We start from the raw sequence: 20,765 nt of genomic DNA on the forward strand, positions 1-20,765 counted from the left end.
GCCGGTCTGCCGGAACGAGGAAGATGGTTGTCGTAGCGGTTCTGGGGTGGGGGTTTGTTGCGGGGCTTGTCAATTCGGCCGCGATGGTGCTGTTGTACCTCAGTCCGTGGGTGAAGCGAATACACGCCGCCCACGCTGCGGTCGCTACGCACAGCGCCGTCGGTGGTGCGGTGCGGGAAGCGCCGGAAAGACCGCACAGCCTCGCACGGCAATTCCTCGGTACCCAGGTCGAGGTCTACATCATGACAATCGGATTCGCCTGGTTGTTTCCGACGCCGGGGGTGACGGGACTTGAGGGCGCGATGCTGCTGGCGATCCTCTTCGGCGCACTGCGGGTCGTCGCCCCGGTCTGGGCCCTGTGGGAACAGGGGACGTACTCCCGCGGCTATCTGGCGGTGGAGATCACCAGTGGGCTGCTCGGCAGCATCGTCGTCGTGCTGACGCTTTACCTGCTCATGTGAGACTGTCCGGAATGTTCCGCACGAACGCCCGGTTACTACCCCCGGCCGATGCGGACAGGAGTGGACAATGGGAGCAAACGAGCAGGCGCGAGTCACGGTGATCGGCCTCGGGCAGATGGGTGGCACCCTCGCCGATGCCTTTCTGGCGGCGGGCCACCGGGTTACGGTGTGGAATCGCAGCGCGGACAAGGTGAAACCGTTCGTCGATCGCGGCGCTCAGGCGGCGGAATCGGTGCCGGAAGCCGTTCGCGCGGGCGATGTCGTGGTGGTGGTACTGCCGGATTACGAGGTGGCGCAGCGGGTTCTCGATCCGGTGGCCGCCGACCTCGCCGGAAAGACGGTGGTGCAGTTGACATCCGGGACGCCGGAGCAGGCCCGTACGGCCGGGAACTGGGCGCACGGGCATGGAATCGCCTATCTGGACGGTGCGGCCATGAGCGGGACCACGCTGGTCGGGCGGCCCGAGGCGCTGTTCGTCTTCGGCGGCGCCACCGCGACCTTCGCGGCACATCGGAATGTCTTGCGGGCCTTGGGAAATCCGGTGCACCTCGGTGACGACCCCGGACTGGCCGGGCTCTACGACACCGCGCTGTTCGGCCTGATCTGGGGCACCCTGAGCGGCTTCTACCACGGCACGGCGCTGGCCCGCGCGGACGGCGTCGACGCTCGATCCTTCGCCGAGGTGGCGGCCGAACACCTGTCCTTCCTCGCCTACCTGCTGCGCGAGCACGCCGGTCAGATCGACGACGGCGTCTATCCCGCCGAGGACGGCTCCCTCGACGTACACGCCGCGGCCATGGACCACCTGATCGACACCAGCAGGCAATTCGGCGTCGAGACCGCGGTGCCGGAGCTCTTCGCCGCGCTGATCCAGCGTGGTCGCCGCGCCGGACTGGGCAGCGAAGGGATCGCCTCGATCGTCCGGCCGGTCCTCGGCAATGCGGCGGTTCGGCCGGACGGGGTTTCGCGGTGACCGCCGTCGCCGCGGTCCTCTAATCTGGGCGGGCGCATCACATCGGAGGAGAAGGCGATGGCCAAGTACCTGCTGCTCAAGCACTACCGCGGCGCTCCGGCGGCGGTCAACGACGTGCCGATGGATCAGTGGACGCCGGAGGAGATCTCGGCGCATATGCGGTACATGGACGACTTCGCGGCCCGGCTGGAGCGGACCGGCGAGTTCGTCACCCACGCGGCGCTCGCAACCGAGGGGACGTTCGTCCGTTCCGACGGTGCGGGCCGCCCGCCGGTCACCGACGGACCGTTCGTCGAGACCAAGGACCTCATCGCGGGCTGGATGGTGATCGACGTCGACACCTACGAGCGCGCCGTCGAACTGGCCGGAGAACTGTCCGCGGCCCCCGGGGCGGGCGGGAAGCCCATCTACGAGTGGCTCGAGTTGCGGCCCTTCCTGACCGCGCCGCCGACGATCACGGAGTGACCTCGCCGGGGAACGGAGTGACGACCGGATGAACGAGACGCTGATCCGGAGCCTCACGCCGAGCGTGCTCGCGGTTCTCGTCCGCCGCGGAGCGGATTTCGCGACGGCCGAGGACGCCGTGCAGGACGCGCTGGTCGAGGCGGTCCGAGCCTGGCCCGCCGACCCGCCGCAGGATCCGAAGGGGTGGCTGGTCACCGTCGCCTGGCGCAAATTCCTCGACGCGACCCGGGCCGACGCCGCCCGCCGCAGGCGTGAGGACCGCGTCGACGACGAGCCGGTCCCCGAATCCGTGCCCGCGGTGGACGACACGCTGCAGCTCTACTTCCTCTGCGCGCACCCGTCGTTGACGCCGTCGTCGGCGGTCGCGCTGACGCTGCGCGCCGTGGGTGGGCTGACCACCCGCCAGATCGCCGAGGCCTACCTGGTGCCCGAGGCGACCATGGCGCAGCGGATCAGCCGCGCAAAACGCACGGTCTCGGGCGTGCGGTTCGATCAGCCCGGCGATGTCGCCACCGTGCTGCGCGTTCTCTACCTGGTCTTCAACGAGGGTTACTCGGGCGACGTCGATCTCGCCGCCGAGGCCATCCGGCTCACCCGGCAACTCGCGTCCGCGATCGACCATCCCGAGGTGGCGGGGCTGCTCGCGCTCATGCTGCTGCACCACGCCCGGCGCTCCTCGCGGACCGCGCCCGACGGCAGCCTGGTGCCGCTCGCCGAACAGGACCGCGGCCGATGGGATACCGGGGCGATCGCCGAGGGCGTCGAGATCCTGCAGGCCGCCCTCGCCCGGGACCGGCTGGGCGAATTCCAGGCCCAGGCCGCGATCGCGGCGCTGCACGCCGACGCGCCCACCGCCGCGGAGACCGACTGGGCGCAGATCGTCGAGTGGTACGACGAACTCGCGGCCCTGACCGACAGCCCGATCGTCCGGCTCAACCGCGCGGTGGCCGTGGGGGAGGCCGACGGGCCGCGCGCCGGGCTGGCGGCCCTTGCGGCACTGGACGATTCGCTGCCGCGCCACACCGCCGCATCGGCGTACCTGCACGAGCGCGACGGCGACCTGGCGACGGCCGCACGGATGTACGCCGAGGCCGCCCGGAAGGCATCCAACCTGGCCGAGCGCGACTACCTGACCCGCCAGGCCGCCCGCATCAACACCCGTCGCTGATCGGCCGCGCGTCTCTCCGACCGTCAACGACGGCGCAGGCGGCGGAACCTGGTGAGGGCGCGCCCGTTTCGCGGTCGGGGCCACAGCCGAATCCGAACCCCGCTCGGGCGACGGGGCTGCCGTCGCTGCTGATCGGTTCTCCGAAAACCGTTGTGGTGCTGGCACGTTCGCAATCAGGCCTGACGCGGCTCGTGCCCGACTGTCGTGGCGGTTGTGCGCCGAGTGGCCTGCGGCGGGTGGGTTTCGTACATGCGGAGGCCGACAATCAATGCCGCGGCGGCGCTGACGGCCGCGGCGGCCCATACCGCGGCGTGCAGGCCCATCAGGTCGGCGACGATGCCGCCCAGGATCGCGCCGGCGGCGTAGCCGAGGTCGCGCCAGACGCGGTAGACGCCGACCGCGCGGCCCCGCCAGGTGGGATGGGCGACGTCGCCGATCACGGCCAATAGTGTCGGGTAGACCATGGCGGTTCCTGCTCCCAGCAGTACAGTCCCGGCCGCCCAACCCGGAAAGCCTTGGGAGAGAGCGATAATCGTGAGCGCGGCGCCCTGGACGGCCATGCCGATGACGATGAGCCACTTGCGGCCGATGCGGTCGGACAGGCCGCCGGTGACGAGCTGGCCCGCGCCCCACACTCCGGGATACAACGCGAACAGCAGGCCGATCTGCCCGACGGAGAGGTCGGCGGTGGCGAACAGCAGCGGGAACAGTCCCCACGACAACCCGAAGTTGAGGTTGTTCACCAGCCCCGCGAGGCTGGCCGAGGCCAAAGCTGGTTCTTTCCACGTGGTTTGGGCAGCGATTTCCCGATCGGTCAGCTCGGCGCGCAGGCCCTCGGTGCGGGGCGTATGCCTCGCCGCCTCCAGGCGCGCGTGGTCGCGCGTCTCGCGCACGAAGGCTCCCGACAGCAGCAAAGCCAATGCCGCGTAGGCGATTCCGAGCAGGAACGGCGCCGGGCGCAGGCCGTACTGTTCGGCCAGCCAGCCCGCGAGGAGGGAGCTTATCGCGACGGCCCCGTAGCCCGCGGCCTCGTTGAAGCCCATGGCCAGGCCGCGGCGCGCGGGGCCGACCAGATCGATCTTCATCACCACCGTGGTAGACCAGGTCAGGCCCTGGTTGATGCCGAGCAGCACGTTGGCCGCCACCACCCACCACCAGTTCGGGGCGGCGATCAGCAACAGCGGCACCGGGAGCGCGAACAGCCAGCCGACCAGCAGGACCGGTTTGCGGCCGTAGCGGTCGGACCAGGTGCCCGCGAAGTAGTTGGCGGCGGCCTTGGTGATTCCGAACGCCGCGACGTAGGTGAAGATGAATGTGTAACCGGTGAGGCCGAATACGGAGTCGGCCAGCAGCGGCAGCACCGTCTGCTGCTGGCCGACCATCCCGCCGACCAGAGCGTTGACGGCCACGAGCAAGGTGAACTGGGCAGCGTTGTGCCGCAACCCCAGTACCGGCGGCGGGTGGCCGGTGCGGGCCAGGCTCACGGCTGAACCCGCAGTCGCTGTCCGCGCGCGCGGGCGTAGTCGGCGGGATGTCCGGCCAGCACCCGGACGTCGGTGCGCCCGGCCCGTTCGAGGATGCTGGCGGCACTCATCGCGCGTTCGCCGTGTCCGCACATGACCACCACCGGGCCCTCCGGCAGCCGAATCATGTTCTCCGCCAATGCTCCCAGTTCGATATTGCGTGCACCGGCGACGTGACCGGCGGTGAACTCGCCGTGCTGACGGATGTCGAGCACCAGGTCGGTGGATGCGGCGGCGGCCTGATCGGCCTCGACCAGGTCCACCGCGGCCGAGGCCACCGGCCCGGTCCATGCCGCCATGCCGCCCGCCAATTCTCCTGCGAGGGAATCGAATCCGACCTTGGCCGCCTCCCAGGCGATGTCGTCGAGACTCTGGTCGCGGCCACGGACGATGATCAGCGGCCGATTCGTGTCGGCCAGCCAGCCCAGCCACGTGGCGAAGACCGGACGCAGGGTGACGGACAGCGCACCCGGAATGTGCCCGGCGGCGAAATCGGCGGCCGGGCGCGCATCGATCACCTGCGCACCCTCGGCGACCAGGTCCTGCACCTCGGATGTGGTCAGCGCGGCGAGGTCGAGGGTGGCACCGAGCACGGCGGGACCCTTGTGGTTCACCTCGGCCAAGCGCAGGAAATAGTCGGGGAAGGTGCCCAGCGACCCGAGCAGCGCATCGACGAACGCATCCTCGCCGTCGACCTGCAGCAGGGGATTGGTCGCCCGTTCCTTGCCGATGGTGCTGGTCCGCTCCCCACCGGCCGCGGCCGAGCAGAACGACCCGGCTCCGTGGGTGGGCCACACGGGGGTCTCGTCGGGAAGTTCCATGAGTCGCTGCAGCGAGTGGTACTGGGCGCGCGCGAGCGGCACGGTCCGGTCGGGGCCGACCAGATCGGTGCGACCGGCGGTGCCGACCATCAGCGAGCCGCCGGTGAACACGCCCAGCAGCCGGTCGCCCTCGTGCAGGAGGTAGGAGAGGTGTTCGGGCGAATGGCCGGGCGTGGCCAGCGCTCGCAGTGCGAAGGGCCCCAGCTCGGCGACGTCGCCGTCGGTCATGCCCGTCACCGCGAACCCGCGCGAGCCGACCTCGGGTGCCAGGACGGTGGCGCCCTCGGTCTCGGCGAGTTCCCGGACTCCGGAGATGAAATCGGCATGCATGTGGGTCTCCACGGCGAACGCGATGGCCAAGCCGCGGCGGGCGGCTTCGGCCCGCACCGTGCGCAGGTCGCGCTCGGGGTCGAGGACCATCGCGCGCCCGTCGCCGAGGTCCAGCAGATAGGTGGAGTTGCCCAGCCCTTCGTCGATGACGGGCACAAGGGTGAGAGTCGACATGTGAAGCTCCTACTTCCTGTCCTGGTAGCGCTGCTATTCCGATAAACCATGGAATAACGTAAAATGAGTATTCCATAGATCCATGGAGAAACAAGGGTCGGAGTCTGCGGCCATCGCGGCGGTAGGTAGCGGGCCGTGGAGGGCCTGGATACGCTATTCCACAGAGGATTGGAGGATCGGGTGGATTCGTGCGGGACGGCGAACAAGTCGGCGCTCTACGACGCCTTCGCGGCCAGCGGTAAGGCGCTGGCGAGCGGCAAACGCCTCGAACTGCTCGATCTGCTGGCGCAGGGCGAGCGGACGGTCGAAGCGCTCGCCGCCGCGGCCGGGCTGAATCTGACGACGGCGTCGTCGCACCTGCAGACCCTCAAGCAGGCCGGGCTGGTGGCCACCCGCCGGGACGGCGTCCGCATCCACTACCGGCTCGCCGGTGCCGACGTCGCGCAGCTGCTCGCGCTGCTGCGGACCGTCGCCGCCGCGCACCAGGCCACCGTGGCACCGGCGCGGGATGCCTACCTCGGATCCGATGCGGGAGACGAGATGACGCGCGAGGAACTGATCCGCCGCGCCGCCGACGGCGAGGTGACGGTGCTGGATGTCCGCCCGCCCGAGGAGTATCGGGCCGGGCACATACCCGGCGCGATCAACATCCCGGTGGACCAGTTGGCCGATCGGATCGGCGAATTGCCCGCCGATGCCGAGGTCGTCGTCTACTGCCGAGGCGAGTACTGCGTGCTGGCCTACGACGCGGTGCGCCTACTGGCCGATCGCGGACGGCGAGCGGTCCGGCTGCACGACGGCATGCTCGAATGGCGCCTGGCCGAACTGCCCGTCGACACCGCCCCGGCCTGACCGGGGGCCGCCCGCACTGCCGACCGGCAACGCCTTCCGCAGAATTTGCCCGGTGATCACCGGGGCGCTACCCGCCGGTGGCACGGTGGGCGTGTGCGGGTCGAGGCGGAGTCGAACGGGGTGCGGCTGGTCGACCGGTTTCATCAGCTGTGTGAGGTGGTCACCGCGCGGCTGCCGTTCGGGCTGAACGCCGTTGTGGCGCCGACGTTTCTGGGTTTCGCGGTGATCAACGGGTTCACCTTCGGCGTCGATCTGCTGCTGCTCACCGCGCTGCACGGCGGGCTGGGGATCGCGCTGCCGGTCTCGGTGACGCTGGCCTACGCGGCGGCGTTCGGGCTGAGCTATCTGCTCAACCGGACCTTGAACTTCCGGTCGCACGCCGCGGTGGGGCCGCAGGTCGCGGTGTACGTGGTGGTGGTCGTGGTGAACTACCTGGCGTTCATTCTCGGAGTGTCCAGCGGTCTGTCCGCCCTCGGGGTCGAATATCACCTCGCGCGCCTGCTCGCGGGCGCCTGCGAGGCGATCTTCATGTACAGCGCGATGCGCTGGGTCGTGTTCCGCCGCTGATTCCGGAGAAGTCGCGCAGGACAACGTGATTGCGGTCGGTCAGGCCGCCCAGCGCGTGGTCGGGGTGCAGGCCGAAGAACTGGCGGCGGGTCCGGGTGCTCCAGCGCAGCGCGGCGTCGGATCGGGTCTTGTAGAAGTTGGCCATGTAGCCGCCCTCGTGAATGCGCAGCATCATGTAGCCGCCCGGATACTCCTTGATCGCGCCGACCTCGAGAAATTCGACGGCGATACCGGAATCGGGGCGGCCGAGACGGTTTCGGTGGGTATGCCCGCTGTGATGCAGGAAGACGCCGGGCGCACGACGGTACAGCGCGTGCAGCGCGGCCCCGCTCGCGCGATCGAGCACGAAACCGGGCCCGCACGGATTGCTCACCGCCGCCGACGAAGTCGCCGGATGATGTCCGAAAACCAGTGTGGGACGGTCCGGTTCGGCGGTCAACTCCTCGCGCAGACGTGCCAGCTGCGCGGCCGCCAGGGTGCCGCCGGAACCGCGCGGCCGGGTGGTGTCGAGCCCGACGAACCGCAGTCCGGCGGCGGTATGGCTGGTCAACCGCTGGTGGGCGTGGAACACCGAACCCCAGTCGTCGTGCTCGCGCGGTGCGTCGTGGTTGCCGCGGCAGGCGAAATAGTCGCTGCCCAGTTCGCCCCACGCGTCGAGGCGGGCCCGGACCGCCCGCGACTGTGGGAGGGTCCCGGAATCGGTGAGGTCGCCCGCCAGTACCAGATGATCGGCCGCCCGGTCGGGGCGGCGCAGGTCGTCCAGCAGGGCCTCGAGCATGACGGTGGCGTGATCGTCGGTGTCGTGCCGCAAACCGGTCGGCAGCCCCGGCAGCAGCAGGCCGCTGATTCGCTCACCGACATGCACGTCGTTGGCGAGGGCGACCGTGCGCAGCAGCCGGCCCGGCGGCGGCGTCAGCGTCGTGAAGATCCCGGTGCACTCCGGTGCGTCCCGTCCGCGCGTCACGAGGGTGCGGGCGGGCGTGGCGCGACGGCCGTCGGAGTACGCCTCGAACCGGTACGCGCGCCCGGGCTCCAGACCGCCGATCTCCGCGTGGTGAAAGGCGGTGCGCCGGGTGTCGAGGTAGCGCTGCCGAGGTGTGGCGCGCCCGTCGGCCGCCGCGATGCGGACCTCGGTGTCGGCCGGGACCGGTCGCGGTATCCCGGCGCGGTCGCGGGCCCGGGTCGTCCAGGTGAGCACCACCGACCGATCGGTGACGGTGACCACCTCGAGCTCGGACGCCACCATCGAATGCCGCAGTGTCCGAACGCGGCCGGAACGGTGCACGGCGAACACCGACGGCGCCCGCGCCGTCGTGCCCACCGCCACCGCCCCGGCCGCGACGTTGACCAGCCACCGACTCCGCAGTCCCGCATCGAGCATGGCAACCTCCGCCCGAGTTCCAGCCTCGTCCCCGACGGTAAACACGCAGGTTGAACACCTCGGTGCCGGTGCATGACGAATCAGCCGACGGGGCCGGACATCTCGGCGACCGGAGCGCGGCTCAGGCGACGTGCAGGTCGAAACCCCTCGAGCCCGGGCGTTCCAGGCCCTCGTGCAGGCGCAGGGTGCGGTCGTAGTCGCCGCCCGCCTGGGGGCGGTAGTTGATCGGGTCGATCTTGTCGATTTCCGACAGGCGTTGCCGCAGGGCGTGGGCGATCTCCTCGAAGCGCTCGTCGTTCACGCGGAGCGTGCCGTAGACGGGGAACGCGGGGAGGACGTCCATGCCGGGGTAGTAGAGGATGCCGTGATTGATGGGGTAGAGCAGGTCGTCGATATGGCCGTTGATGCCGCGATCGGAGTACGAGGGTTCGCGGCCGCCGATCGAGACGACCAGCATGGCGCGTTTGCCGCTGAGCACGCCCGCGCCGTAGCGGGGGATGGCAGTTCCGCCCGCGCCGTAGGCGAATCCACAGGTGAATACGCGGTCCACCCAGCCCTTCATGATCGCGGGCATGGAGAACCACCACAGCGGAAAATGCAGCAGCACGGTATCGGCCCACAGCAGTTTTTCCTGCTCGGCGCGGATGTCGGCGGTGAGCGTGCCGTTGTCGAAGGCCTCGCCCGAGGCGAGCATGAAATTGGTCTCGTCGACCTCGCCGAAGTCGTCCGGATCCGCGTGCGCCTTCCAGCCCATCGCATACAGGTCGCTCACGGCGACCTCGTGTCCATCGGACCGGAGCTGTTGCACGGCAACGTCCTTCAGGGCGCCGGTGAGGGAGTCCGGTTTGGGGTGCGCGTACACGATCAGAATGTTCACATTCGATGCCAACAGAGAGTCATATCGAAGTATTCCGAAGTATAGGTTCGAAGTTTGTTCCCAGTGATGGCGAACAATGAGACGCTGTCTCTTTTGTGCCATTACACTATGGAAGTTCAAGCCGCGGTTGGTGTCTCGGGGTTGGTTGCGCACGACGCCACGGTCGGATCGGTACTGGTGATCGTGGGGTGTGTGCCCATGTGGGCGTGGCGTGTCGTCATTGCGGTAGTGCTTGTCGCCGGGGGGCCGGTGGTGATCGCGCGCGCCGATCCGCCGCCGTCGGATGCGGCCGCGCCCGGTCCGGTGGCGCCAGGTCTGAATCTGCCCGGCCTGCAACAGTGGATCGATGCGGTGGTGCCGCGGCCGGTGATCCCGGCCGCCCCGACGGAGGCGGCTGGTCCCACTCTCACGGGAATTCCCGCGGAGACCGCGGCGCTGCGGGCGGCGGTGCTGCCCGACGACGTCGGCGATCCGCTCTTCGACGTGTGGCCGACGGCGCTGGAGAGCCTGGCGCCCGGTGCGGTCGTCGAGACCCGCGATGTCACGCCCGCGGCCGCGCCGCTGCTGACGATGCCCCTCTCCGCGCCGCCCCGGCAGGTACTGCAACTGAAGTACCGCACCACCGACGCACACGGAGCGCCGTCGTTCGCCACCGCCTCGCTGGTCCTGCCTCCGACCGCGTGGACCGGCCAGGGCGCCCGGCCCGTCCTGGTGAACAATCTCGCCGTCGACGGCCTGGGGCGTCGATGCACCCCGAGTTACACACTGGCGCACGGCTATTCGGAGACGACCAACTCCGCCGACTTCTTCCCGCCGCTGACCCAGTTGGCGCTGCTGCGCGGCTACGCGGTACTGATCCCCGACCACGAGGGCCCGAATATGGCCTACGCGGAACCGTACGTGGCCGGTCACGCCGTGCTGGATTCGGTGCGTGCCACGCGCACGCTGCTCCCCGGGGAACTCGGCGACAGTCCGTACGTGATGGCCGGGTACTCCGGCGGCGCCATCGCCACCCGTGCCGCGGCGGTGCTGATCGACTCCTACGCACCGGATCTGGCGGATTCGATCACCGGTGCCGCCGTGGGCGGCGTGCCCGCCGACTTCCGCATGCTGGCGCAGTCCATGAACGCCAATCTCGCCTCCGGCGTGTTCATGGCGGCCGTCTTCGGCATCGCCCGCGAGCGCCCCGAAATCCTGTCCCGCATGAACAATCTCGCCCAGCAGGTGACGACCTCGCCGCTGAAGAACGCGTGCATGAACCTCATCGAGCTGCCGGGCGCGGTGCTGGCGCCGATCGATATCGCGGCCAATACGCCCGATCCGCTGCGCAGCCCGGTGGCCGAGCAGGTCTTCCGGGCGACGGATATGTCCGGCCTGAAATCCGCCGTCCCCCTGCTGGTCTACAACGGCGTGCACGATATCTGGATCCCGGCCGCGGGCGCCGAACAGCTGATGCGGCAGCAGTGCGCGCTGGGCGTCGCGGGGATCTACCGCAATGTCCCCGGCGAGCACTTCCTCGCCGGGGACACGGGCTGGCCGCTGCTGATCGATTGGCTGGATCAGCGGCTGCGGGGGATACCGGCACCCGACGAGTGCTGACCGCCCCGCCTATACCCGCTTGCCGGACCCGGTGGTGGGGCCGGGCTTGATGCCGTCCCACTGGGTGACCGTGTAGGGCGGTTCCCCCGCCTTGCCGGGCCATTGGCTGATGATCAGTGTCAGCGAGTCGGCGGAGGCGCTTCCGGGGTGGATGTAGCCGCCGTAGAGGTTGGGCAGGTGTGGCTTGCCCCAGTGGCCCATCGGCCAGGCGTTCTTGCCGACGACCTGGGTTTCGGGCTCGGACCAGGTTCCGTCCGGGCGCGGCGACGTGCGGGTGCGGATGCTATAGTCGTCGACGTCGAAATACGCCATGCAGTACATGCCCTGGATGTTCTTGACGCTGAACTCCCCGATGGCGTTGCCCGGGCCGAACATCGGGCTGGGTGCGGCATCCCGGGTCCACTGCCACTTGTCGTCGAGGAACGCCCAGTTCTCCTGTCCGTCGAACCGGCCGTGGAAGAAGTCGCGCGGGTCGAACCGGAACAGTTGGATGAGCCCGGCGTCGGCGGCGTAGTGGTGGCTTCCGTTCCACGCCTTGGAGAAACAGTAGAGGTGGCCGTCCGCGTCCACGCCCGCGAAGCTCCACATCGAATACAGCGAGCCGTTACCGCCGAGCGCGTCGCCGTTCCAGATGTGGTCGAAATCCTTCCAGCTCGCGCCGTGGTCGTCGGAATAGGCGATGCCGCCGAATGCGGAGCCGTCGTTGGGACTGCCCTCCGGCACCCACGCGTGCACCGACGTGTACTGGATGAACAGTCGATCCTGCCCGTCGACCTGTAATGCGGTGGCGTCGTTGGGAATTCGAGTGAACTCCACGACGCCGCGGCCGTTGTCCGCCTGGTGCTGGTAGTCGAACAGCTGGGCGCAGGTCGGGCTGGGCTGGCTGCCGGTGAATTCGATCGCGGTCTCGCCGGAGCTGTCGAACCTGTCCTGGTACAGCAGGACGGGCGAGCCGATATAGGGCTCCGTAGCCGCCCGGCCGACGTTGGCATCACCGAACACGTAGCCCCAGCCGCCGTCGTGGCGCCGATAGGGGATGGCCAAATCCCCTGAGCCCAGCCCGAACCGGCTGGCCGAGTCCCCGTCGTTGTCACACAGCATCGTCCCCCGTTGGGGCATGGTGGATTTCCTCCCTGACGTCCGATCCATGTCGAACCCCCACCTTCGCACGAGGCCCTACCCTCCGCGCAAGACGCGAAATCCCCTGGCAGGGAAGGATCTGCCAGGGGATTCGCTCGGATTCTATTGCCGACCAGCGGTTTCGGTGGTCGGGAGCACGCTCAGTTCTTGTCGGCCAGGGCCTTGGCCTCGCGGCGGCGGCGGTGCAGGATCGGCTCGGTGTAGCCGTTGGGCTGCTTGGTGCCCTCCAGGATCAGCTCCTTGGCGGCCTGGAAGGCGACGCTGCCGCTGAAGTCCGGGGCCATCGGCTTGTAGCTCGCGTCGCCGGCGTTCTGGCGGTCGACGACCGGGGCCATCCGCTCCAGGCTCTCGACGATCTGGTCGGCGGTCACGATGCCGTGGCGCAGCCAGTTCGCCATCAGCTGGCTCGAGATGCGCAGGGTCGCACGGTCTTCCATGAGCGCGACATCGTTGATGTCGGGCACCTTGGAGCAGCCGACGCCCTGATCGATCCAGCGGACCACGTAGCCGAGGATGGACTGCGAGTTGTTGTCCAGCTCGTTGCGGATCTCCTCCGGCGTCCAGTCGGTGTTCGCCGCGAGCGGGATCTCCAGGATCTGGTCGACGGTGGCGCGCGCGCCGCCCTTGGCGATCTCGGTCTGCCGCTGGAACACGACCACCAGGTGGTAGTGGGTGGCGTGCAGGGTGGCGGCGGTGGGTGAGGGCACCCAGGCGGTGGTGGCGCCGGAGCGCGGGTGGCCGATCTTCTGCTCGAGCATGTCGTGCATCAGATCCGGCATGGCCCACATGCCCTTACCGATCTGCGCCTTGTGCGGCAGCCCGGTCGCCAGGCCCGTGTCGACGTTCCAGTCCTCGTAGGACGCGATCCACTGCTGCTTCTTCATCTCGGCCTTGCGGACCATGGGCCCGGCCTCCATGGAGGTGTGGATCTCGTCGCCGGTGCGGTCGAGGAAGCCGGTGTTGATGAACACCACGCGATCCCGCGCGGCCGCGATGCAGGCCTTCAGGTTCACCGTGGTGCGGCGCTCCTCGTCCATGATGCCGACCTTGAGTGTGTTGCGGGGCAGGCCCAGCACGTCCTCGACGCGGCCGAACAGCTCGTTGGTGAACGCCACCTCGTCCGGACCGTGCATCTTCGGCTTCACGATGTAGACCGAGCCGGTGCGCGAGTTGGACACCCGGGCATCGCCGCGCAGGCTGTGCACCGCGATCAGGGAGGTGAACAGGCCGTCGAGGATGCCCTCGGGCACCTCGTTGCCGTCGGAGTCGAGAATCGCGTCGCTGGTCATCAGGTGGCCGACATTGCGCACGAACAGCAGCGAACGGCCGTGCAGCGCAATCTCTTCGCCGTCCAGGCCGGTGTAGACCCGGTCCGGGTTCATGGTGCGGGTGAAGGTCTTGCCGCCCTTGCTGACCTCTTCGGCCAGGTCGCCCTTCATCAGCCCCAGCCAGTTGGTGTAGCCGAGCACCTTGTCCTCGGCGTCGACCGCGGCGACCGAATCCTCGAAGTCCATGATCGTGGTGACCGCGGACTCCAGCAGCAGGTCCTTGACCCCGGCGCCGTCGGTCTTGCCGATCGGCGACTCCGGGTCGATCTGGATGTCGATGTGCAGGCCGTTGTGGCGCAGCAGCACCGACGTCGGCGCGTCCGGCGTCCCCCGGTAGCCGACCAGCGCCGAGGCGTCGGCCAGGCCGATATCGGTGCCGTCCTCGAGGGTGACCTCCAGCTCGCCGTCGACGATCTTGTAGGCCTGCGAGCCCACGTGCGAGCCGGTGATCAGCGGCACGGCGTCGTCGAGGAAGTTGCGGGCCCACTCGATGACCTTGTCGCCACGGACCTTGTTGTAGCTGGTGCCCTTCTCGGCGCCGCCGGTCTCCGGGATGGCGTCGGTGCCGTACAGGGCGTCGTAGAGCGAACCCCAGCGCGCGTTGGCGGCGTTGATCGCGAAGCGGGCGTTCATCACCGGCACGACCAGCTGCGGGCCCGCGGTGGTGGCGATCTCGTCGTCGACGTTCTGCGTGCCGATCTGGAAGTCGGCGGGCTGCTCGCGCAGGTACCCGATCTCGGTGAGGAACTTCTTGTAGGCGGCCTTGTCGTATCCGGTGCCCGGGTTCTCGGCGTGCCAGGCGTCGAGCTTGCCCTGGATCTCGTCGCGCTCGGCCAGCAGGGCGCGGTTGCGCGGAGCCAGATCGTTGATGACTCCTTCCGCACCGGACCAGAACGCGGCGGAATCTACGCCGGTCCCGGGCAGCGCCTGATTCTCGACGAAGTCGTGGAGAACGCTCGCAACCTGAAGCCCGCCGATCTGAATCCGCTCTGTCATCTACTGCCTCATTTCGAGATAGCCGGATCGAAAAAGTACGCCTGTCATGTTACTCGGCGGTAGAAATCGGCGAGGGCGCGGGCCTTGATTGTATCGCTCGGTACATTTAATGTACTGGGCGGAACATTTCGGCGGAGAGGGTGTGGCTGTGGGTCGGTTGTCGGATCGGGTCGTCGTGGTGACCGGCGGAAGTCGCGGGCTGGGGCGGGAGATGGTGCTCGCGTTCGCCGAGGCCGGTGCGGATGTGGTGATCGCCAGTCGCAAGATCGATTCCTGCGTGGCGCTGGCCGAGGAGGTCCGCGAGAAGTACGGGCGGCGCGCGCTGCCGGTCGCGTGCAATGTCAGCGACTGGTCGCAGTGCGACGCGCTGGCCGAGACCGCGTACGCGGAGTTCGGACGGGTCGACGTGCTGGTCAACAACGCCGGGCTGTCGCCGCTGTACCCCAGCCTGGATCAGGTGAGCGAGGCCCTGTTCGACAAGGTGATCGGGGTGAATCTCAAGGGCCCGTTCCGGCTCTCGGCGCTGATCGGGGCGCGGATGAAGGAGGCGGGCGGCGGGTCGATCATCAACGTCTCCTCGATCGAGGCGGTGCGGCCGGAACCCCTCGCGGTGCCGTACTCGGCGGCCAAGGCCGGATTGAACGCGCTGACACTGGGTCTGGCGCAGACCTACGGTCCGTCCGTGCGGGTCAACACGATTCAGTGCGGGCCGTTCGCGACCGATATCTCCGCCGCCTGGCCGGACGGCCTACGCGAGGAGCTGAGCAAGCACAATGCCGCGGCCCGCGTCGGCGAGCCGCACGAGATCGTCGGTGCCGCACTGTTCCTCGCCGACCCGTCCGCCTCAGCATTCTGCTCCGCCGCCACCCTCGCCCTGGACGGCGGTTGGCGATGACCACACTTCGCGCACCACTTACACGTTCCCGCACACCCTGCAGAGGCTTGAAAGGGGTGCGGGAACACGCAGGGGGTGCGCGGAGTTCGGTGGTGCGCGGTGGGGGGTGGGGATGACGGCGGTGCCGGTGCGGAGACGGGGGCGGCCGCCCGCGTCCGCGGGGGTGGAGACTCGCGGACGGATTGTGCGTGCGGCGCTGGACTTGTTCGCGGAGAAGGGGTTTCACGGCACGGGTGTGGCCGAGATCGGCGACCGCGCGGATGTGCAGCGCGGGGCACTCTACTATCACATCGGCTCCAAGGAGGAGCTGCTGTTCCAGATCCTGCGCGACTACATCGACCTGATGTACGCCGAGGCCCGCGCGATCGCCGACGGGCCCGACGATCCGGTCGCCAAGCTGCGCAAGCTGATTCACAGCCACGTCCGCCTCATCGTCGCCCACCGGCGCGAGGTGGCCATCCAGCTCCGCGATGTATCGGCGCTGACCGGCGACCGGGCCGCCGACCTGCAGGAGCTGCGCGACCGCGTGCAGGAGTGCTGGCAGCGGGTGATCGACGCCGGGCACGCGGAGGGTGCGTTGAGCACCGCCGACCACGTCGTCACCAACAGCATTCTGGGGATGCTCAATATGGTGACTTTCTGGTACCGCCCGCACGGTGACCACACCCCGGACGAGATCGCCGAGATCCTGGCCGCCACCGTGCTGGACGGGATCGTCCAGACGCCACACCCCGCCGACAACAACCGCACGAAAGGCTGATCATGGCTTGGGATTTCGAGACCGACCCGGAGTATCAGAAGCAACTCGACTGGGTCGCCGAGTTCGTCCGCACCGAGGTGGAGCCGCTGGATCTACTGCCCGACCTGAACCCGTACCACCGCGAGGATCCACAGGTGCGGGCGCTGCTGCGTCCGCTGCAGGAGCAGGTCAAGGAGCGCGGGCTGTGGGCCTGCCACCTCGGGCCGGAACTCGGCGGCCCCGGTTACGGGCAGCTGAAGCTGGCGCTGCTCAACGAGGTGCTGGGCACCTCGATGTGGGCGCCGCTCGTATTCGGTTGCCAGGCACCGGATTCCGGCAATGCCGAGATTCTCGCGCACTTCGGCACGCCGGAGCAGAAGCAGCGGTATCTGCAGCCGCTGCTCGACGGTGAGATCGGCTCCTGCTACGTCATGACCGAGCCGACCGGCGGTTCGGATCCGACGGCCTTCCAGGCCCGCGCGGTGCGCGACGGCGACGACTGGGTCATCAACGGCGAGAAGTGGTTCAACACCGCGGCCGAGTACGCCGCGTTCCACATCGTGATGGTGGTGACCGATCCGGAGGCCCCGCCGCACCAGCGGCTGTCGATGTTCATCGTGCCCGCGGGCACGCCCGGCCTCGAGATCGTGAAGAACTTCGAGGTGCACGGATTCTCCAGTCACGAGGGGCATCTGCGGTTCACCGATGTGCGGGTGCCCGCCGATCATCTGCTGGGCGCGGAGGGACTGGGGTTCATCGTCGCCCAGACCCGCCTGGGCGGTGGCCGCGTGCACCACGCCATGCGCACGGTGGCCATGGTGCGCAAGGCATTCGACATGATGTGCGAGCGCGCGGTATCGCGGCCCATGGGCAAGGGCGTGCTGGGTGGCAAGCAGATGACGCAGGAACGCATCGCCGACAGCTGGATCGAGATGGAGCAGTTCCGGCTACTGGTGCTGCGCACGGCCTGGCTGATCGACAAGGAACAGGATTATCGCAAGGTGCGCAAGGACATTGCCGCGATCAAGGTGGCGATGCCGAAGGTGATGCACGACGTCGCGCGGCGCGCACTGCACCTGCACGGTGCGCTGGGCGTGAGCGAGGACCTGCCGTTCGTCGACATGATGAACTATGCCGAGGTGATGGCGATCGCGGACGGTCCGACCGAGGTTCACAAGATCACCCTCGCCAAGCAGGTGCTGGGGCAGTACGCGCCCGCGGATCCGGTGTATCCCAGCGGCTACCGCCCGGCGCTGCGCGAACAGGCGCGGCAACTGGTGGCGCAGAAGCTCGAGCGCACCGTCGGAAATCTCTGACGGCGGCCGATTCGCACGATCGGCCCGGTGGTTGGCGTACAGGCGACGCCCCCTGTCGGCGTCGTTACGCTTCCGTTACCCTGGGCGGCGCAAGTGAATCACCTGATGTGAGGAAGTTCGATGGGTAGTACCGCTATCGACTTGGCCAACGTGCTCATCGCGCACGCCACCGCGTTCTGGAACTGGTTCTCCACCGGTTCCTCGGGGTTCCCGCCGCTGTGACCCGTCGGCGCATCGGCCGCCGAGCGCGAACAGCGTGAATTCCGCTGGGCCGTAGCCATATCGGACGACAGTACGGCCCCGCACCGAAGGCGGCTCCCGACCTCGGGAGCCGCCTTCGGCATATCAGCAGGGGGCGAACATCATCCGCGCCGACGGCGGGCGACGAGCCACCCGATCAACACTCCGACCACGAGCACGGCCACCGCGGCGGCGGATCCGATCACGATCGGCAGCGCGGAGGACGAGTCGTTCGTTGACGCGGCTTCGGATTTGCTGCCGGCGCGGTCGGGTCCGCCGCCCGTCGCCTGACCGTGGTCGCCGACGATTCCTCCGGCTACCTCCGAGGTGTACTTCGGCCCCGGCTCGGGCGTCCCGGTCACGGTGAGATCGAGCCGTATCGGCACCGGGAGGTGATCGACGCCCTCCCGAGCGGAGCCGAGCTTGACCGAGATGTAGTACCAGCCCGGTGTTGTCTGGTCACGGATGTGGGAATCGTCGGCGTTGCGATTGCCGTATCGGACCGGCGTCGTCGCAACGGCCGGATCGGATGTCGGAAGGACGGTGTCCGTGCCTACGTATACGCCCGATTCCCAGTCGATCTCCTTGGCGAGCGGCGAGTACACGGCGGTGTGGATATTCGATATGTCCGCAAGTCCGCGACGATCGTTCGCATCGAAATGCACCCGATACGCCAGGCCCTGACCCCAATCCAGTTTCACCCGGTAGAAGACGAATTCACCCTGTCGCAGGGTATCGGTGTAGCGCCCCGATCCGGGGAGCGTGGACGCGGCGGACAGTGACCCGCCGCCGGTGACCGGGCTGCCCGCGCCGCTGGGCTCGGTGAACGTTGTCGCCGGGAGCACGGCCTTGGGGCCGGGGTCGGTGACGGCGGGTTCGATTCCGACCAGCAGCTCGAGCGGCAACCGCTCCGGAACACCGGTGGACACGCTCTTCCAGTCCAGCGCGAAGTAATAGCGGCCGCCGCCCTTGCACTTGTTGCCGCTGGCGCTGTTGCCGGGCTTCTTGGTGGCACCGTCGAAGGCCGTGCTGATCGTGAGGGTCGCGCCGTCGCTGGAGTTGGTTACGTGCTCGGTTTCGGATTTGTTGCAGTCCTCGCCGTCTCGGCCATAAACGTGCATTTGCAGCAGGTTGGTGTCATCGAGGACATCGATACCGGCCAGTCTCGGGTAGGACATGATGCCGCTGAAATAGGCGGTGGCGCCTTCGGGGACATCGACGGCGTAGTACCGCTTCTCCTTCTGGCCGATGGTGTCCAGGTAATGGCCCGGAGTGGCGGCCGGTGCGGTGTGGTACCTGTCGGTGCCGGTGATCGGCGTGCCGGAAGCCTGGTAGTTGCGCAGCGCACCGCCGCTGACGCGCGGCAGGATGCGCTCCAGCGCGGGTCCGTCGACGGCGTCGGAATAGGTGCCGCCGGTGGCCTGCGCCATGCAGCTGAGCTGGGCGCGCGCCTTGGCGTCCACGGCGAAGCCGATCGAATGCACGACGAGGTCGAGGCCCTGCTTCTTCAACTCCCGGGCGACATCGCAGGGTTCGGGTGGCGAGCAGGTGTCATCGCCGTCGGAGACCAGCACGATCGAGCGCGGACCGGAACTCGGGAGCGCCTTGGCGGCCTCGCGCAGCGAGGTGCCCATGGGGGTCCAGCCGCTGGCCTTGATGCCGTCGGCGGCGCCGATCAGCGCGGCCTTGTCGATCGTGTCGGGGCGGCGCAGCACCGACACGTCGCGGCAGCCCGCGGACTTCTCCGCCTCCGAGTTGCCGGTGCTGGTGCCGTAGGTGGTGAGCCCCACCTTGGCTTCGGCGGGAGCGGACCCGACGAAGGTGCGCACCGCGTTCTTGGCGGCATCCATCATGGTGCCGGCCGGGTCGGGGCGCTGCATCGACCCGGAGGCGTCCAGGATGAGCATGGTGGGCGCGTACTGCGGGGCCTGATCCGCCTGCGCGGCCGCGGGTAACGCGGCGGGCGTCAAGGCGACGAGACCGGCGGCCACCGCGGCCACCAGCCTTTTGAGCTTCGTCATAGTCCTCGTCTATCGATCGTGCGTCAGAGCGCGAACGACACTACAGACAAATCGGGCGCATACCCACTGCTGAGACGCCTGCGGACATACGCGAGAGTCTATTGGCGCAAGGGCGACGATGGCCGTTTCGGGCAGCTCGGTCAGTCCTTCGGCTCGATCCAGAGCGCCTCGGCGTAGGCGCACAGGTCCCCGCCGAGTGTCGACAGTGCCACGCCCACGGTGTGTTTGCGGCCGTCGGCCCGGATCGGCCAGGCGTACGAGATGTATTCGTGCTCCGCTCGCACCGGTTGCCACTGCGTGGCGGTGAGCGCGGCGGTGAACGCGCCGTAGCGCATGCCGGACAGCTGGATGCCCGCGATCCCGCCGGGACAGTCCAGCGCCGACCACACGACTTCCGGTGGGAGCACGCCGTTTTCGTCGGCGAGACCCGGATCCGGTTGCCAGGCTGCCGCGATCAGCTCGCGATCAGGCATCTGCCAGGGGAACAGGCGCAGGCCGCGGCCCGGGGCGCAGGCCGCGCCGCAGCCGTAGCAGTCGGTGATCGGGCGCCCGCCGGTGGAGACGGCGGCGTCGGAGGCGAGCTTGGCCTCGGCCCACGAAGGGGGCGTGGGGGTTTCGATCGTGAGGTCGGCGGGCGCGGCCTCCACCAGCAGGCGGCCGTCGGCGGCGGTCAGGGCCCAGCCGGTGTCGGTGGCGCCGAAGCCGACCTCGGTGGCGACCGGCACGATACTGCGGAAATCGACCCGGACGACCGGGGATTCGGTGCGCTGTGCCAGCATGCCCGCCACGTATCCGCCGAACGCCACATCGGGGTAGCCGTGCACATGCTCGGGAAGGGTGACTGTCTCGGTGTCGGTCATCTCGGACCCGCCCTCCATCCACGTTGATCAACCAGGACG

The 20,765-nt window shown here is 68.8% G+C and carries 18 protein-coding genes; 10 read left to right on the top strand and 8 right to left on the bottom strand.

Annotation, left to right across the window (positions count from 1 at the left end):
- The first annotated feature begins 242 nt into the window (after positions 1-242).
- The 4 genes from NM1_RS42390 (at position 243) to NM1_RS20505 (ending at position 3,067) form a co-directional block, all read left to right on the top strand.
- The gene (locus NM1_RS42390; RefSeq protein WP_147288813.1) at positions 243-461 is read left to right on the top strand and encodes a hypothetical protein; all 219 of its coding nucleotides are present in this window, start codon (positions 243-245) and stop codon (positions 459-461) included.
- 67 nt (positions 462-528) lie between these two features.
- Positions 529-1,434, top strand: a complete 906-nt coding sequence (locus tag NM1_RS20495; protein WP_068022010.1) for an NAD(P)-dependent oxidoreductase — start codon at positions 529-531, stop codon at positions 1,432-1,434.
- 57 nt (positions 1,435-1,491) lie between these two features.
- Positions 1,492-1,899: a YciI family protein gene (locus NM1_RS20500; protein ID WP_068022012.1), complete on the top strand. Its 408-nt coding sequence runs from the start codon at positions 1,492-1,494 to the stop codon at positions 1,897-1,899.
- Between the two features lie 28 nt (positions 1,900-1,927).
- Positions 1,928-3,067, top strand: a complete 1,140-nt coding sequence (locus NM1_RS20505) for an RNA polymerase sigma factor (RefSeq protein WP_068022015.1) — start codon at positions 1,928-1,930, stop codon at positions 3,065-3,067.
- A 173-nt stretch (positions 3,068-3,240) separates the two neighbouring features.
- Here the strand turns inward: NM1_RS20505 and NM1_RS20510 are convergent, their stop codons facing one another.
- Both NM1_RS20510 and NM1_RS20515 read right to left on the bottom strand, forming a co-directional pair.
- Entirely contained in the window at positions 3,241-4,551 is a 1,311-nt protein-coding gene (locus tag NM1_RS20510; protein WP_246010728.1) for an MFS transporter, read from the bottom strand.
- Positions 4,548-5,915: an MBL fold metallo-hydrolase gene (locus tag NM1_RS20515; protein WP_068022017.1), complete on the bottom strand. Its 1,368-nt coding sequence runs from the start codon at positions 5,913-5,915 to the stop codon at positions 4,548-4,550. The genes NM1_RS20510 and NM1_RS20515 overlap by 4 nt, the downstream gene beginning before the upstream one ends.
- A 180-nt stretch (positions 5,916-6,095) precedes the next feature.
- On the opposite strand from NM1_RS20515, the gene NM1_RS20520 reads away from it, so the two are divergent.
- Together NM1_RS20520 and NM1_RS20525 are read left to right on the top strand one after the other, a co-directional pair.
- Entirely contained in the window at positions 6,096-6,767 is a 672-nt protein-coding gene (locus tag NM1_RS20520) for an ArsR/SmtB family transcription factor (protein WP_068022166.1), read from the top strand.
- 93 nt (positions 6,768-6,860) lie between these two features.
- On the top strand, positions 6,861-7,334 hold the full coding sequence (locus NM1_RS20525; protein WP_068022020.1) for a GtrA family protein: 474 nt from the start codon (positions 6,861-6,863) through the stop codon (positions 7,332-7,334).
- Here NM1_RS20525 and NM1_RS20530 read toward each other — a convergent pair.
- Together NM1_RS20530 and NM1_RS20535 are read right to left on the bottom strand one after the other, a co-directional pair.
- Complete coding sequence (locus tag NM1_RS20530; protein WP_068022023.1) at positions 7,294-8,715, bottom strand: metallophosphoesterase; 1,422 nt, start codon at positions 8,713-8,715, stop codon at positions 7,294-7,296. The genes NM1_RS20525 and NM1_RS20530 overlap by 41 nt on opposite strands.
- 121 nt (positions 8,716-8,836) lie before the next feature.
- A complete protein-coding gene (locus NM1_RS20535) occupies positions 8,837-9,592 on the bottom strand; it encodes an NAD(P)H-dependent oxidoreductase (RefSeq protein WP_068022025.1) in 756 nt (251 codons plus the stop codon).
- A 108-nt stretch (positions 9,593-9,700) separates the two neighbouring features.
- Between NM1_RS20535 and NM1_RS20540 the strand changes: the two genes are divergently transcribed.
- Positions 9,701-11,191 (top strand): lipase family protein, encoded by a 1,491-nt coding sequence (locus tag NM1_RS20540; RefSeq protein ID WP_068022032.1) that lies wholly within the window; start codon positions 9,701-9,703, stop codon positions 11,189-11,191.
- 9 nt (positions 11,192-11,200) lie between these two features.
- Here NM1_RS20540 and NM1_RS20545 read toward each other — a convergent pair whose 3' ends face one another.
- Positions 11,201-12,310 carry a DUF4185 domain-containing protein gene (locus NM1_RS20545; RefSeq protein WP_246010721.1) on the bottom strand — a complete coding sequence of 370 codons (1,110 nt, stop codon included), beginning with the start codon at positions 12,308-12,310 and terminating at the stop codon, positions 11,201-11,203.
- 161 nt (positions 12,311-12,471) lie between these two features.
- Positions 12,472-14,655: a malate synthase G gene (locus tag NM1_RS20550; RefSeq protein WP_068022034.1), complete on the bottom strand. Its 2,184-nt coding sequence runs from the start codon at positions 14,653-14,655 to the stop codon at positions 12,472-12,474.
- Positions 14,656-14,803: 148 nt separating this feature from the next.
- Between NM1_RS20550 and NM1_RS20555 the strand changes: the two genes are divergently transcribed.
- From NM1_RS20555 to NM1_RS20565, 3 genes are all read left to right on the top strand, one after another.
- Complete coding sequence (locus NM1_RS20555) at positions 14,804-15,550, top strand: SDR family NAD(P)-dependent oxidoreductase (RefSeq protein ID WP_281278058.1); 747 nt, start codon at positions 14,804-14,806, stop codon at positions 15,548-15,550.
- A gap of 112 nt (positions 15,551-15,662) precedes the next feature.
- Positions 15,663-16,310, top strand: coding sequence for a TetR/AcrR family transcriptional regulator (locus NM1_RS20560; RefSeq protein ID WP_068022038.1), 648 nt, complete (start codon positions 15,663-15,665; stop codon positions 16,308-16,310).
- A 2-nt stretch (positions 16,311-16,312) separates the two neighbouring features.
- Positions 16,313-17,605, top strand: a complete 1,293-nt coding sequence (locus NM1_RS20565; RefSeq protein ID WP_068022041.1) for an acyl-CoA dehydrogenase family protein — start codon at positions 16,313-16,315, stop codon at positions 17,603-17,605.
- Between the two features lie 362 nt (positions 17,606-17,967).
- Here the strand turns inward: NM1_RS20565 and NM1_RS20570 are convergent, their stop codons facing one another.
- On the bottom strand, positions 17,968-19,866 hold the full coding sequence (locus tag NM1_RS20570; protein WP_068022042.1) for a vWA domain-containing protein: 1,899 nt from the start codon (positions 19,864-19,866) through the stop codon (positions 17,968-17,970).
- Between the two features lie 140 nt (positions 19,867-20,006).
- Entirely contained in the window at positions 20,007-20,726 is a 720-nt protein-coding gene (locus tag NM1_RS20575; RefSeq protein ID WP_068022169.1) for a hypothetical protein, read from the bottom strand.
- Between the last annotated feature and the right edge of the window lie 39 nt (positions 20,727-20,765).

Origin of the sequence: Nocardia mexicana NBRC 108244 (assembly GCF_001613165.1) — a bacterium.
Classification (GTDB): domain Bacteria; phylum Actinomycetota; class Actinomycetes; order Mycobacteriales; family Mycobacteriaceae; genus Nocardia; species Nocardia mexicana.

Excerpts from the sequence above, each read along its gene's own strand:
- NM1_RS20505 (WP_068022015.1), top strand. The coding sequence starts at position 1,928 with ATGAACGAGACGCTGATCCGGAGCCTCACGCCGAGCGTGCTCGCGGTT.
- NM1_RS20570 (WP_068022042.1), bottom strand. The coding sequence starts at position 19,866 with ATGACGAAGCTCAAAAGGCTGGTGGCCGCGGTGGCCGCCGGTCTCGTC.
- NM1_RS20565 (WP_068022041.1), top strand. The coding sequence starts at position 16,313 with ATGGCTTGGGATTTCGAGACCGACCCGGAGTATCAGAAGCAACTCGAC.
- NM1_RS20500 (WP_068022012.1), top strand. The coding sequence starts at position 1,492 with ATGGCCAAGTACCTGCTGCTCAAGCACTACCGCGGCGCTCCGGCGGCG.
- NM1_RS20575 (WP_068022169.1), bottom strand. The coding sequence starts at position 20,726 with ATGACCGACACCGAGACAGTCACCCTTCCCGAGCATGTGCACGGCTAC.
- NM1_RS42390 (WP_147288813.1), top strand. The coding sequence starts at position 243 with ATGACAATCGGATTCGCCTGGTTGTTTCCGACGCCGGGGGTGACGGGA.
- NM1_RS20560 (WP_068022038.1), top strand. The coding sequence starts at position 15,663 with ATGACGGCGGTGCCGGTGCGGAGACGGGGGCGGCCGCCCGCGTCCGCG.
- NM1_RS20540 (WP_068022032.1), top strand. The coding sequence starts at position 9,701 with ATGGAAGTTCAAGCCGCGGTTGGTGTCTCGGGGTTGGTTGCGCACGAC.
- NM1_RS20530 (WP_068022023.1), bottom strand. The coding sequence starts at position 8,715 with ATGCTCGATGCGGGACTGCGGAGTCGGTGGCTGGTCAACGTCGCGGCC.
- NM1_RS20495 (WP_068022010.1), top strand. The coding sequence starts at position 529 with ATGGGAGCAAACGAGCAGGCGCGAGTCACGGTGATCGGCCTCGGGCAG.
- NM1_RS20515 (WP_068022017.1), bottom strand. The coding sequence starts at position 5,915 with ATGTCGACTCTCACCCTTGTGCCCGTCATCGACGAAGGGCTGGGCAAC.
- NM1_RS20545 (WP_246010721.1), bottom strand. The coding sequence starts at position 12,310 with ATGCCCCAACGGGGGACGATGCTGTGTGACAACGACGGGGACTCGGCC.
- NM1_RS20550 (WP_068022034.1), bottom strand. The coding sequence starts at position 14,655 with ATGACAGAGCGGATTCAGATCGGCGGGCTTCAGGTTGCGAGCGTTCTC.